At 37.9% G+C, this 13,247-nt stretch carries 16 protein-coding genes and 2 tRNA genes; 12 read left to right on the top strand and 6 right to left on the bottom strand.

Annotated elements, in window-relative coordinates; translation table 11 throughout:
- Positions 1–4 precede the first annotated feature (4 nt).
- The 3 genes from murQ (at position 5) to LO761_RS05460 (ending at position 2,870) form a co-directional block, all read left to right on the top strand.
- Positions 5–835, top strand: a complete 831-nt coding sequence (murQ, locus tag LO761_RS05470) for an N-acetylmuramic acid 6-phosphate etherase (RefSeq protein WP_272817318.1) — start codon at positions 5–7, stop codon at positions 833–835.
- Entirely contained in the window at positions 832–1,497 is a 666-nt protein-coding gene (locus LO761_RS05465; protein ID WP_272817317.1) for a GDSL-type esterase/lipase family protein, read from the top strand. The genes murQ and LO761_RS05465 overlap by 4 nt, the downstream gene beginning before the upstream one ends.
- Before the next feature lie 755 nt (positions 1,498–2,252).
- Positions 2,253–2,870 (top strand): hypothetical protein, encoded by a 618-nt coding sequence (locus tag LO761_RS05460; protein ID WP_272817316.1) that lies wholly within the window; start codon positions 2,253–2,255, stop codon positions 2,868–2,870.
- Positions 2,871–3,021: 151 nt separating this feature from the next.
- Here LO761_RS05460 and LO761_RS05455 read toward each other — a convergent pair whose 3' ends face one another.
- The 3 genes from LO761_RS05455 to LO761_RS05445 are packed head-to-tail and all read right to left on the bottom strand — an operon-like array spanning position 3,022 to position 6,303.
- Positions 3,022–4,251: a uracil-xanthine permease family protein gene (locus LO761_RS05455; RefSeq protein WP_272817315.1), complete on the bottom strand. Its 1,230-nt coding sequence runs from the start codon at positions 4,249–4,251 to the stop codon at positions 3,022–3,024.
- A gap of 5 nt (positions 4,252–4,256) precedes the next feature.
- On the bottom strand, positions 4,257–4,856 hold the full coding sequence (yihA, locus tag LO761_RS05450) for a ribosome biogenesis GTP-binding protein YihA/YsxC (RefSeq protein WP_272817314.1): 600 nt from the start codon (positions 4,854–4,856) through the stop codon (positions 4,257–4,259).
- Positions 4,837–6,303: a sodium:solute symporter gene (locus LO761_RS05445; protein WP_272817313.1), complete on the bottom strand. Its 1,467-nt coding sequence runs from the start codon at positions 6,301–6,303 to the stop codon at positions 4,837–4,839. Before LO761_RS05445 ends, yihA begins: the two co-directional genes overlap by 20 nt.
- Positions 6,304–6,389: 86 nt before the next feature.
- On the opposite strand from LO761_RS05445, the gene recR reads away from it, so the two are divergent.
- From recR to LO761_RS05430, 3 genes are read left to right on the top strand one after another with little or no spacing between them, the layout of a single operon-like run.
- Positions 6,390–7,004: a recombination mediator RecR gene (gene recR / locus LO761_RS05440; protein ID WP_272817312.1), complete on the top strand. Its 615-nt coding sequence runs from the start codon at positions 6,390–6,392 to the stop codon at positions 7,002–7,004.
- 11 nt (positions 7,005–7,015) lie between these two features.
- Positions 7,016–7,474 carry a hypothetical protein gene (locus LO761_RS05435; protein WP_272817311.1) on the top strand — a complete coding sequence of 153 codons (459 nt, stop codon included), beginning with the start codon at positions 7,016–7,018 and terminating at the stop codon, positions 7,472–7,474.
- Positions 7,471–8,010 carry a GNAT family N-acetyltransferase gene (locus LO761_RS05430; RefSeq protein WP_272817310.1) on the top strand — a complete coding sequence of 180 codons (540 nt, stop codon included), beginning with the start codon at positions 7,471–7,473 and terminating at the stop codon, positions 8,008–8,010. Before LO761_RS05435 ends, LO761_RS05430 begins: the two co-directional genes overlap by 4 nt.
- Here the strand turns inward: LO761_RS05430 and LO761_RS05425 are convergent.
- Positions 8,007–8,591, bottom strand: coding sequence for a YqgE/AlgH family protein (locus LO761_RS05425; RefSeq protein ID WP_272817309.1), 585 nt, complete (start codon positions 8,589–8,591; stop codon positions 8,007–8,009). The genes LO761_RS05430 and LO761_RS05425 overlap by 4 nt on opposite strands.
- A 239-nt stretch (positions 8,592–8,830) precedes the next feature.
- Between LO761_RS05425 and LO761_RS05420 the strand changes: the two genes are divergently transcribed.
- From LO761_RS05420 to LO761_RS05410, 3 genes are all read left to right on the top strand, one after another.
- Positions 8,831–8,904: transfer RNA gene (locus tag LO761_RS05420), tRNA-Asp, on the top strand.
- A 34-nt stretch (positions 8,905–8,938) separates the two neighbouring features.
- Positions 8,939–9,012 (top strand) — tRNA-Asp (locus LO761_RS05415).
- Between the two features lie 105 nt (positions 9,013–9,117).
- Entirely contained in the window at positions 9,118–9,921 is an 804-nt protein-coding gene (locus tag LO761_RS05410) for a 3-keto-disaccharide hydrolase (protein WP_272817308.1), read from the top strand.
- Positions 9,922–9,980: 59 nt separating this feature from the next.
- Here LO761_RS05410 and coaW read toward each other — a convergent pair whose 3' ends face one another.
- Positions 9,981–10,847, bottom strand: coding sequence for a type II pantothenate kinase (gene coaW / locus LO761_RS05405; protein ID WP_272817307.1), 867 nt, complete (start codon positions 10,845–10,847; stop codon positions 9,981–9,983).
- A 233-nt stretch (positions 10,848–11,080) separates the two neighbouring features.
- Between coaW and rplU the strand changes: the two genes are divergently transcribed.
- Together rplU and rpmA are read left to right on the top strand one after the other, a co-directional pair.
- On the top strand, positions 11,081–11,398 hold the full coding sequence (rplU, locus tag LO761_RS05400; protein ID WP_272817306.1) for a 50S ribosomal protein L21: 318 nt from the start codon (positions 11,081–11,083) through the stop codon (positions 11,396–11,398).
- Positions 11,399–11,417: 19 nt separating this feature from the next.
- Positions 11,418–11,717, top strand: coding sequence for a 50S ribosomal protein L27 (rpmA, locus tag LO761_RS05395; protein ID WP_272817305.1), 300 nt, complete (start codon positions 11,418–11,420; stop codon positions 11,715–11,717).
- A gap of 65 nt (positions 11,718–11,782) precedes the next feature.
- Here rpmA and LO761_RS05390 read toward each other — a convergent pair whose 3' ends face one another.
- Positions 11,783–12,694, bottom strand: a complete 912-nt coding sequence (locus LO761_RS05390; RefSeq protein WP_272817304.1) for an alpha/beta hydrolase — start codon at positions 12,692–12,694, stop codon at positions 11,783–11,785.
- Between the two features lie 321 nt (positions 12,695–13,015).
- On the opposite strand from LO761_RS05390, the gene LO761_RS05385 reads away from it, so the two are divergent.
- Positions 13,016–13,247 (top strand): transposase (locus LO761_RS05385; protein ID WP_272817303.1); only part of this gene is annotated, 232 nt, incomplete at its 3' end.

Below are 13,247 nucleotides of genomic sequence, written 5' to 3'. Positions count from 1 at the left end.
AATCATGGCTTTTAAAAAAATAAGTGAAGAACCGTCTCTTTATAACGACTTAGAGAAAAAGTCGGTACGCGAGATACTAACCGATATCAATACAGAAGATCGGAAAGTAGCTTTAGCAGTCCAAAAAGCTATTCCGCAAATTGAAAAGCTGGTAGAGCTAATCATTCCACGCATGAAGAAAGGCGGTCGGGTATTTTATATGGGAGCCGGAACAAGTGGTCGTTTGGGAGTACTCGACGCATCAGAAATTCCCCCTACTTTCGGATTACCTCCTACCCTGATCATCGGATTGATAGCCGGAGGTGACACAGCACTCCGCAATCCGGTGGAAAATGCGGAAGACAATGAAATAAAAGGATGGCAGGAATTAATGAATCATAATGTGAACACCAAGGATACTGTGATAGGGATTGCTGCTTCGGGCACCACTCCGTATGTCATCGCAGCTCTGCATCAGGCACATGAACATGGAATTCTTACCGGCTGTATTACCAGTAACCCCGATTCTCCCATGGCTGCCGAGGTTGATATACCCATTGAAATGATTGTCGGTCCGGAATATGTTACAGGTAGTTCAAGAATGAAGTCAGGAACAGGCCAAAAAATGATCCTCAACATGATTTCAACTGCCATCATGATTAAACTTGGACGTGTGAAAGGCAACAAAATGGTGAATATGCAATTGACCAATCAGAAATTAGTAGACCGTGGCACCCGAATGCTGGTTGAAGAACTTGGCATAGACTATGGAAAAGCTCATACGCTTTTACTAATGCACGGATCGGTTGATAAAGCAATTACCGCATACCGAACAGAACAATCGGACGACCAATGAAACAACTCATTCTTTTTGCTCTTATGCTCATTCCTGCCCTAAGTCTATCCGCTCAGGAACACAAATATTCCGAACATTACTATGAACGGATAAATGAATTTGCGCAACAAGCCCCTATAACGCAACAAGATATAGTCATGCTTGGGAATAGCCTGACTGAGTTTGCCGGCGATTGGTCTGCTCGAATTGGGAAGCCGCATATCATAAATCGTGGAATCATCGGTGATGAAGCTATGGGGGTATATGACAGACTCTATCAAATTCTTCCGGGAAAGCCACGCAAACTGTTCCTTCTCATAGGTGTCAATGACGTTTCACATAATCTTTCCGCAGACAGCATCGTTGGACTTATTACACTTATCGTTGATAAAATCCGACAAGATACTCCTACCACCAAGCTTTATCTCCAAAGCCTTTTACCTATCAACGAATCATTTCACCAATATAGACTATTGACAGGCAAAACAGATTATATTCCTTTAATTAACAAGAAGCTGAAAGCGATGGCAAAATCACGTCATATCAAATTTATTAATCTGTTCAATTACTTTAAAGAAAAGGATTCTAATTCATTAAAGAAAGAGATTTCAATCGACGGTTTACATCTCAATGAAAACGGATATGCCATCTGGTGTAAACGGCTAAAACAATTCCTCCAATAAAACAACTCAAACTGCACATGGATACACAGCTCTCAGGCAAGTCAATAATAAGCTGCTACTGCTTCAAATATGAGAACGTGAAAGGTGATACAGTTGAGTTTCCATATTTATCAGAAGAATTTATTAGACCATGCGTATGACTTGCCAAACTCATCCGCATGAACCGATCAACTCATCCGCATGAATCGATCAACTCATCAGCATGAACTGACCAACTCATCAGCGTCACTTTTCACATTCATACGCATCGGGACAATAGCTGATATAGCTCTGATATTCTCAAAGAGCAGTATATCCATTTAAGAAAAAGCAATGATACGCGGTTCGTATCGCTGTAAATTCATCGAACATCCTTTATTTAGCCCAAATCGGTCAATAGAATTCTTTTTGAAAAGAAACTCTTTTGCGTTTTAATGACCGATTGGAATTTAAATCTCTTTATCTCGAACCGGAGCTAATATTCCTTTTTAATTTATTGATTAAAAGAAAATAAAAAAGTAGATTTGCATTATTACGCAAATATTATTATATGATGGAAAATAAAATCTTAAGGAAAAACATTAAAAGAAGCATAATTACAGCTCAAATATTCCTTCTAATAGGAGCTATATGCCTTATCTTAGGCAATACTCTTTTTGAGGAGAATATGTGGCTACTCTTCGGTACATTTATATGTATCGTCATCTCATTCCTATTCGGACTAAAAGCAATGAAACTTAAAAAGAAATTAAGAAATAACTGAAAATAACCATACGATGAAAACAGAAGAAATTAAAAAGAAAATTGTACGCTACAAATGGATGATGAAGTTAGCATGGCCTGTATGGTTGGTACTGTTTATACTTATAACATTCGCATTACCTACTAATTATCAGACAACTAACATACTGCTTATTGTCATTACGGCACTGTTCCTCTATTTGTCATGGGGATTCGGAAAGGAAATAAAAAAATATCAGGCTATGCTGGAAAAAGGCAACACCTCGGAAGAAGATGAACAAAGACATCAGCAAACGATACGTGAGGACTACGAAAAAGCATATAGTCGAATAGTGGAAAAATACGGAAAAGAAGATGAACGTATTGAATTAAACAATAAACGTTACGGAGGAATTGTCGATTTGATTTTAGTGTTCAATCAAGCAAAACATATTCTGATTGACGGACTTGATTACGAATGGCGAGACGTACTGGGCGAAACAGTAGAATATGATGAAATAAATAATGAATACACGGTGAATGTGCAAGTTAAAGGCTTTGGAAGAGATACTATCCGACTCGAAACCGGCAATGATAAAAAGAAAACTAAAGAAATAAAAGACCTCATCGAAGAAATAGTAAAAGTAAATATCACTAATACAGAAATGACCTAATGAAAAATCGGTTATCATAAGAAAAAGACTTATTACAAATAGATCAAATAGAAATACGATACCGACTCCCCAATATAATTATGGCAAAATTATATGATTAAGGCTCCTTTCTATGTTGAAGGGAGCCTTAACTTCGATATAAAAGTTTAACTCATTTAGTTTCTTTTTTATCCTGATTCTCTTCAATAATATTCTGAGGAAGAATAAGATTCAGTATGACACCGACTATAGCCGACAATCCAATACCTGAAATGGAGAAACTGCCCCAACCTAAAACAGCTCCACCAATACCCATTGTCAGCGTAACTGATACAATAATAATATTACGTGTCTTATTTAAATCAACATGGTGCTGAATTAAATTTTGAATACCGACACTGGCAATAGTACCAAAGAGCAATAGCATAATTCCACCTAAAACAGCCTGAGGAATAGACTGAAGCAATGCGCTTAACTTTCCTACAACAGAAAATACCACCGCCGTTAAAGCTGCAATACGAATCACCTGAGGGTTGGTCACTTTAGTAATAGACATAGCACCGGTCACCTCGGAATAGGTAGTTACGGGAGGACCACCAAAGAAAGAAGCGGCCAAGCATGCAAGACCATCCCCCAATAACGTGCGATGCAAACCGGGATTTTTCACAAAATCTTTATCGGCTACCGCGCTGACCACATAAACATCGCCAATATGTTCAATAACCGGAGCAATTGCAACCGGAATCATGTAGATAAACGGTGCCCACTGAAACTGTGGTAAATGAAAATCAGTCAATGCATTAGGTAACCCTATCCACGGAGCCGCCTTCACTGCTGAAAAATCGACAAGCCCCATAAAACAGGCAACAATATAGCCCACAATGATTCCACAAACCACCGGAACCAACTTGATGAGTCCCTTAGTAAAAGTAAGAACACAGATAGCAGTAATAAGAGCAATAAAAGCAAGTAACCAGTTTTCCTTTGCCATATTAACTGCGCTGGTTGATAATGTCAATCCGATAAGAATAATCACCGGACCAATGACAACCGGTGGAAATACTCTGTCTAATAACTTCTTACCTTGCCATTTCACCAGCGCGCTCATAATAAAGTAAACAAGAGACACCCCAATGATTCCGGCAAGCGTCCCCGACATTCCCCACAATTTGGAGGCTTCAATAATAGGCGCAATAAAGGCGAAACTGCTACCTAAAAAAATAGGCACTTTCCCTTTCGTAACCAAATGGAAGATAAATGTTCCGATTCCTGCAGAGAACAAAGCTGTTGCAGGGTCAAGACCAACTAACAAAGGTACCAAAACGGTAGATCCAAAAGCAACGAAAAGAAACTGTACTCCGACAATTCCTTTTCTTAAAGGAGATAGATTTTCTACATCCATAATATTTATTTAAGGCTTTTATTAATTTTGTCAATATAGGCAAGTATTTCCTCCCGCCCCATTTTATTTGTAGAAGATGAGACAAAATAAGGCGGAAGTTCTTCCCATTGCTCTTTCAACCGATCCAGATAAACTTTTACATTCTCTTTTCCTCTATTCAAACCCAGTTTATCAGCTTTCGTAAAGATGATGGAAAAAGGGATACCGTTCTCTCCTAACCACTCAAGAAACTCCATATCAATCTTCTGTGGCTCATGTCGGATATCAATCAGCACAAAAAGGTTCGTCATCTGCTCCCTCCCCATAATATAATTCGATATAATCTGTTGAATCTTCGTTATATCTTTCTGGGAACGTTTAGCATAACCATACCCCGGAAGGTCGACTATATACCACTCCTTATTAACCAAGAAATGATTGATAAGCAATGTTTTCCCCGGTGTAGAAGATGTCATGGCCAACTTGCCATTATTGGTCAGCATGTTTATTAAACTCGATTTTCCAACATTAGAGCGTCCGATAAACGCATATTCCGGTCGTCCATCTTGAGGACACAATTTATAATCCGTATTACTAACTATAAATTCAGCAACGCGCACTTCCATATTGTTTATTTTTAATACTTAAGCAATAAAGTCCGATAAAAGTCAATAATCCATTTAACATCAACATTTCATAACCAAAGCGATAACTTGTATACCTTGTTACAAGATAATTGATGGTAATACATAAAATAGGTGAAGCAATAGCTACATAAGGGACAAACTTATCCCTCGGGAATGCTTTAGTAAATAATCCGAAAGCAAAAAGTCCCAACAGCGGTCCGTAGGTATATGAAGCCAACACATAAATAGCATCAATCACACTTCTATTATTCAACACCTTGAATATAAGAATGCAGATAATAAACACAACAGATATTCCTATGTGAACTCTCTTACGTTGTTTCTCTGCTGCTTCTTCCGGCAGATTCTTATTTCCAAGAATATCAACACAAAAACTCGTTGTCAAGGCAGTCAATGCGGAATCGGCACTCGAAAAAGCTGCTGCTATAATTCCAATGGTAAAGAAAATCAGCACCGGATAGCCCAAATAGCCGTTTGCCGCAAAGAACGGAAGAATATCATCTCCGGCAACCGGAAGTTCTAATCCCATCTTGGGTCCGATTACCAACAATAGGATGCCTAATACCAAGAAAAGGAAATTTACAGGAACAAATGAAATGCCGTACCAATACATATTCTTCTGTGCATCTTTCAAATTCTTACATGAAAGATTTTTCTGCATCATATCTTGATCCAGACCAGTCATCACAATCGTTATAAAAATTCCACTAAAGAACTGTTTAAAGAAATTCTGCTTGGAGTGCCAATCGTCAAACACAAAGATACGACTATGCTCATTATCTTTCACAACTTGAACGATGCCATTGAAATCTAAATCCAGATTCCTTGATACCTGAATCAATATAAGAAGCAACGTAGCTAATAGACAGAACGTTTGAAAACTATCAGTCCAAACAATAGTTCGAATACCACTTTTCCTTGTATACAACCAAATAAGAACTACAATAACCACTACTGTTACCGCAAACGGAACATGCATACTGTCGAATACAAAATGCTGCAAAATAAGACACACAAGATACAAGCGGACTGCAGCTCCTAATATCTTGGAAAACAAAAAGAAAGAAGCACCCGTCTTATAAGAGAATTTCCCGAGACGTCCTTCAAGATATGTATAAATAGATGTCAGATTCAGCCTGTAATATAAAGGTAAAAGTACATGAGCAATAAGCAAATATCCAAAGAAGAATCCTATACAAGTCTGCATGTAAGTCATATCTATAGTACGAACCATTCCAGGAACAGAAATAAAAGTGACACCTGATAATGAGGCGCCCACCATACCGAAAGCTACGATATACCAAGGAGATTGTCGGTTTCCACGAAAGAACGCGTCATTATCACTACGCTTACCCGTCAGACGAGAAACCAAAAGAAGAATGCTGAAATAAACAAAAATAGTCAGCAATATATATATAGGACTCATTTTTAAAATTTTGAGCAAATATAATCAAAATCCATAAGTTTCCGTATCTTTGCCCCATAAATAGTGAGAAAAGTACAAATGAACCCATGAATCAAGAGTATCCATCTGCATTACTACAAAAAGCAATTGATGAGTTTACCAAACTACCCGGTATAGGACGAAAAACTGCATTACGTCTGGTGTTGCATCTGCTACGACAGGACACATCCGACGTGGAAGCATTTGGCTATTCCATTATTAATCTGAAACATAATGTAAAATACTGTAAGATTTGCCATAACATTTCTGATACTGATGTTTGCCAAATCTGCTCTAATCCGTCACGCGATAACTCAACAGTATGTGTAGTAGAAAGCATCCAAGACGTGATGGCAGTAGAAGCAACTCAGCAATACAACGGATTATATCACGTACTGGGGGGAGTCATTTCCCCTATGGATGGTATCGGTCCATCCGATTTGCAAATAGAAAGCTTAGTGGACAGAGTTAAATCGGGCGATGTAAAAGAAGTAATCATGGCATTAAGCTCCACCATGGAAGGCGATACAACCAACTTTTACATTTACCGTAAGTTGGCCGACTATGATATAAAACTGAGTGTAATTGCCAGAGGTATCTCTGTTGGTGATGAATTGGAATATACCGATGAAGTCACATTAGGCCGTTCCATTGTGAACCGTACTCCCTTTACCGGAAACTAAATTTTACTGATATGAACAAATTGATTGAAAAGACACTAAAAAGTTTAAAGATAGAATTTCTTACCGTATGGATACTTACCATACTTCTTGTAATATTGAATGAGACGGATATATTACCGGTAGGGATCATAGCCGATAATCCGCGGATGGATTTCATTCTGCAAACCATAGGCATTCTACTGGTCTTTACATTTATTCCGCTAAGTCTTCGTCTGTTCAATCAGAGCCTGATTAAGCGAATCAAACTGCTATCCACCGAAAAAGCTATTATAAGCTATCGGCGTTGGAGTGAGATTCGATTAAGTTTGCTGTTCGTAGCAGCAATCCTTAATCTATCGTTCTATTACCTAACAATGAACACTACCGGATTATTCTGTGGATTGATGGCTTTACTATCTACATTTTTTTGCATACCGACACGAAAACGTATGTTGAAAGAGTTAGATATCATTAAAAATGAAGAAAAATGAATTCGTATTTGCAAGATAAAGACATTATCCTTCGTGCTCCCGACCTGAATGATACGGATATTATGTACAAATTTGAAAACCAAACAGAACTTTGGCAGTTTGGTTCTGCTACCGGTCCGTATTCTCACTTTGCTTTAAAGCAGTATATTGAACAGTCGCTAAACGATTTATTCATTGACCGCCAACTCCGCCTGATGATTGAAAAAAATAAGGAAGCAGTGGGCATTATTGATGTGTACAACTTTGATCCTTTTCATAATAGAGCTGAAATAGGCATTGTTGTTGATGATTCACACCGAAATGAAGGTATTGGAAAAAATGCGCTTCATCTGCTTTCAGAATATTGTTTTCATCGTTTATATATCCATCAGCTTTATGCTTATATAGATGAGAAGAACGAAGAAAGCAACTCCTTGTTTAATGCCTGTGGATTTAATCCGTGTGCAAAATTGATAGATTGGATACGAGCTGATGACGGCGCGTATAGAACTGTACAGATGGTACAGAAAATTAATCCATACGAGAATAAAACTTAATTAAGAACCGGATAAAGTGGATAAGTAGCCCAAAGCGCATATTTTCCGCCCAAACCATTCAGGCATTCTTTCCAAAACTTTCTGGACTGAGGCTCCAGCAATGCCTTTTTTCCTATTGGGCTTACTACCCATGTATTATCTTCTATCTCATGTTCTAACTGTCCTTTGTCCCAACCGGCATATCCGGTAAAAAAACGAATAACGCCATTCAAGGGTTCATCGCTCTGGATATATCGTTTAATGAAATCAAAGTCCCCATTCAAATATAATCCATCACCCAAAGGAATAGCACCTCGCAAGTTTTTAAAGGAATGAAGATAAAACAAAGTATCGGCACAAACCGGTCCGCCTTTATAAATAGGAATGCGTTCCCTCGATCTGATATGGGGAAGAATATCATCTAAAAAAATATGTGTACGAAAATTTTGGTTCATAACAATTCCTACACTTCCCTCTTCACTATGCTCGACAAGCAATATAACTGATCTGGCAAATTGAAAATCGTGAAGGAAAGGAGAAGAAATAAGAATATTTCCTTTCATAGGAACAATCTTATTCGATTGAACTTGAAACATCTGCATATCCATATTTAATTTCCCGATTTTTTAATTCCTAAATATAATCATGTATTTTGAGAAAACAAATTATTTTCAAGAAAATCTTCAAATTATTTTAACGAAAATCACTCATTATCAGCAAAAAATATATTATAAGTGTTCTGAACGTATTTGAACTCTGAAAAAAAATATATAAAAAACTTGCAGGAATAAAAATAATACGTACCTTTGCATCCGCAACAATAAAGGAGTTGTGGTTGAATGGTGAGTTAGTTCAGCCGGTTAGAATGCCTGCCTGTCACGCAGGAGGTCACGGGTTCGAGTCCCGTACTCACCGCTTCTCCTTCTCTCCTTTCAATTTTTGTGCTCATGGTGAGTTAGTTCAGCTGGTTAGAATGCCTGCCTGTCACGCAGGAGGTCACGGGTTCGAGTCCCGTACTCACCGCAGAAAAGGAAACATTTTGTTTCCTTTTTTTGTTTATATGCCTCCTCTCTTTTTATTTTAGTTTATTTATTTTCTATCTTTGCAATAGAACTAATTAAAGGAATCATGAAAAAAACATTTTTTACAATCGTATGCATGCTTAGCGTCACATTGATGTCGTGCAGTAAAAGTGAAACTTGGACTCCGGTCTTTAACGGACAGAACTTAGATAATTGGGAGACTTTTATCGGTCCGGCATTCGAAGGACATGAAGATTTGGCTGCCAATGCTACTCCCGATAATGTTTTCTCTTTAGTAGACATGGACAACCAAAAAGTCATTCGCGTCTCAGGAGAAGTCTTCGGTTCTTTATCTACAAAGGAATCGTTTAAAAACTTCCATGCCAAGATAGTGATGAAATGGGGTGATAAAATAACTAAAGAATTGAATTGTGGTTTCTTATATTATGGACATGGTCCTTTTGGAGCCGGCTTCGGCACTTGGAAATCATCTATTGAATGCCAACTGAAACATGGTAACATGGGTGACGCGTTTATGATTGGCGAAGATATTCTATTGAATGTTGAATCCGTAAAAAGCAATGATGCCTATACTTACCAATCGGGTGCCGAGAATATAAAGTTTGGAAAAGAAGCCAACGGTAGAATCATTCATGGACAGCAGAACGCAGAAAATGAAATAGGGCAATGGAACACCATCGAAATTTATTGTGTCGGACAACAATCTGTTCATGTTATCAATGGAAAAGTAACTCTTCGAACAAGTAACATCAGTTATCTGCAAAATGGAAAAGAAGTTCCTTTAACAGAAGGATGCCTACAACTGCAATCTGAAGGTGGAGAACTATTTATAAAGAGTGTTGAAATTCAACCTATTAAAGAGATTCCGGCTGAATTGCTGAAAGATTAAAACTACATCTTTATATATAAAGAAAGGAGGACATTTCATTGAATTATCCTCCTTCTTATTTAATTTTCTTTTATCTCTGTTTTTTCTTTAATTTGAGCTCTCTCCTTTTCTTTCATGCCAACCAAGGCTGCTCCTAACGCCGTTCTGTACTCGGCATACTGAGGAATATGAAAACGAACATGATAAAGTTCCTGAAGAATAGGAATGACCGACCTCATCTGCGGAATCTTTGCCAAATTTCCTATCATGACAAAATCCTTAATAGACGTGTTCATTGCAGAAAAAATAGCAGACTGACCTATACTAAGCAATACCATGTGGAGTATTCCTGCCGCCATATCTTCATCACTGGTATTCGCTGATGCCTTTCCCAAACTTGACGCTGTAGCATAAAGAGGTAATCCCGGAAGAGGGGTATTACTGATGTCACGTATCTGAAGATCCACATTCTCAACCCTTCCTTTACTTGCCAATTCCAAAATACGATGTATATCGCCGGTCTTAAAAATCATATTCGAAAGACCTTGAATAGTACCTCCTCCGATACCGACACCACCAATATGCTTGATGACATCTCCTTCTACTTTTACCAGCGAAGTACCGGTACCCATGCTTACAACAATCAGATTTTTTAACTTTGAACCATAATGAGCTCCTAAGCCATCAGATTCAAACTCATCGGCATGGGCAGTAGGCAAACCATATAAATTGGAATTTACATAATGACTGCCTACACCCGTCAACATCACTTTCTTAACCTCAGAAAGACTAATTTTATTATCATATAAATATTTACCAAATGCGCCAAACAAAGACGTAACCGGATCGTCTGCTGTCACCAACATCGGAAACTTAATTCCATCTTTATCAACTCCTATAATCTTGGTGGTACTACCGCCAACATCAATACCTATTACTATTTCCATGATTTTAAAACAAGGGTTAATAACATGAAGCAAAGATAAGGATTATCTTACAATATAAAAAGAATGCGTTGCCTTATAATAGAAAGGATGTAATTTATCAGAAAAAGAAAAGAATTTCTTTTGAAGAATAAAATAATATTCGTATTTTTGCACCCGATTTAGTCCGTTGAGGTTCGGGTAAGAGATCAACATATTGGTTCACCTTGCGGAGAAAACCGTTTAATAAATAAAAAATGTACGTAATAGTAGAAATTAACGGTCAACAGTTCAAAGCCGAAGAGGGCAAGAAGCTGTTTGTTCATCACATTGCTGATGCAGAGAATGGCAAAACTGTTGAATTTGACAAAGTCTTGTTGGTTGACAAAGATGGAACAGTAACTGTAGGTACTCCTACCATAGAAGGCGCAAAAGTTGTTTGCGAAGTGAATACTTCTTTGGTTAAGGGTGATAAAGTTATAGTATTCAAGAAGAAAAGACGTAAAGGTTATCGTCGTTTGAACGGTCACCGTCAACAGTTCACTGAGTTAACTATCAAACAAGTTATTGCTTAATCATTAAAATTTAAAGAAAATGGCACATAAGAAAGGTGTAGGTAGTTCTAAGAACGGCCGTGAATCAGCAAGTAAGAGATTAGGCGTAAAGATATGGGGTGGTCAGACTTGCAAAGCAGGTAACATCATCGTTCGTCAGAGAGGTACTGCATATTTCCCTGGCAATAATATCGGAATGGGTAGGGACCACACTCTTTTCGCGTTGGTAGATGGAATCGTATGCTTCAAAAGAGGTCGTGAGGATAAAAGAACAGTTTCTGTTATCCCCGCTCTTCAAAAAGAAGAAGTTTCAAAAGCAGAAGCTCCTGCAGAAGCATAACAAATCATTAAAACAAAAAGAAAAGGCTCATTCATTATGAAGAGTCTTTTCTTTTTTTATATTCACTATCGATCTATTTTATCATTCTTCTCTATCGTCCAACCGTCGCGTTGAGATAATCCGCAGTTTGCTCCTTGAAACATCTTCGCCGCTTTCTTATCTTTCTTCAATTGCCAATCGAGCCAAGCTACAGCAGGAAACCGAAACTCACCACCAAACTCTTGACTATATGTTCCTCCATGACCTACCGGATAATTGGCAGCAAAAGCCGGAACATCGGTGATACGATGAAAATCATCCATCCCATTCTCGTAAGCAATATCTTCTTTGCCACCCAATATATAAATAACAGGAGCATGAATCTTTTTCAACTGATCCTTACCCGGCATAGGCATATTCGGCATGGCAATAGAAGAATCTATAAAAAGTCCGCTGTTGCAAATCATATAAGCCGTAATACGTGGGTCGGCACAATTGAATAATGTCTGAAGTCCTCCACACGACATACCTGAAACACAAACAGCAGTTACATCTATCTTTTGATAGAAAGGGCTATCTTTTTTACTATTCTGGGCAACAGCCCAATCTATCGACTGAATTTGCTGTTCCGGAGTAGACATTTCCCCTTCATAACGGGAATCATCTTTTGGGAAGAAACCTGTAGCTACTACTAAATAGCCATGTGAAGCTATTTCACTCAGAAAACGGAAGTGTTCCCACGGTGAATTTGAACAAGCTCCATTACCCCATACAAGCACAGGAAGCGGATGAGTTGAATTAAACATAGATAAATTCTGAGGACAGAACACGGTATGAGCGTCAAAACCTTTTATCTCCAACATGACCGATTTATAATCACCGGTACCACCATTGTCGATTATGCGTTGCTGACTGATTACATTTGAATCAATCGTATTCTGGGCAAACAAACTCATTGTTCCCATCAGAAACATTACAAGCGTCAATAACTTTTTCATATCATTCCATTTAAGTTAACATCTCTATTCGCAAATCTAATAAAAATTTCTTTATACTTTCATTAATATTCTCCCTTTTTAACCATTCATTATTCTGTATTATCTTTACTGTGCTAAATAGCAACTTTTTATTCAATGAAGAGTCCGTTATGATTGATCAGGAGAAATAACCAATATGGCTTTATAGAAAAGAAAAGTCATATAAAAAAAACGAGCAATTCATCAGACAATCCCGTCAACTCATCCGCATCAGTTCATTAACTCATGACTTATACTGATATAAGTAGACACATTTAATAACCATAAAAATGTGTATAACTTATGCGTAAAAAGTACAAACATTACAGTGAGGAAGAAAAATTAAAGCTTCTTCGCGAGTATGAGGAGTCTGGTCTGAGCGTATATAAGTTCGTTCAGAGGTGTGGGGTTAGTAATAGAAGTTTGTTTCTGAGATGGCTTCATCAATACGAAACAGAAGAAAATTCGGTATCTTTGCCTGCAGAACCATCCGAGAACGATATGGCAAACCGTAGCAAAGACGACTACCGTCAGG

It is taken from the genome of Phocaeicola oris (assembly GCF_021295095.1).
Lineage (GTDB): Bacteria > Bacteroidota > Bacteroidia > Bacteroidales > Bacteroidaceae > Phocaeicola > Phocaeicola oris.
The sequence above is the reverse complement of the archived record's forward strand: the minus strand, read 5'-3'. Positions and strand labels throughout refer to the sequence as shown.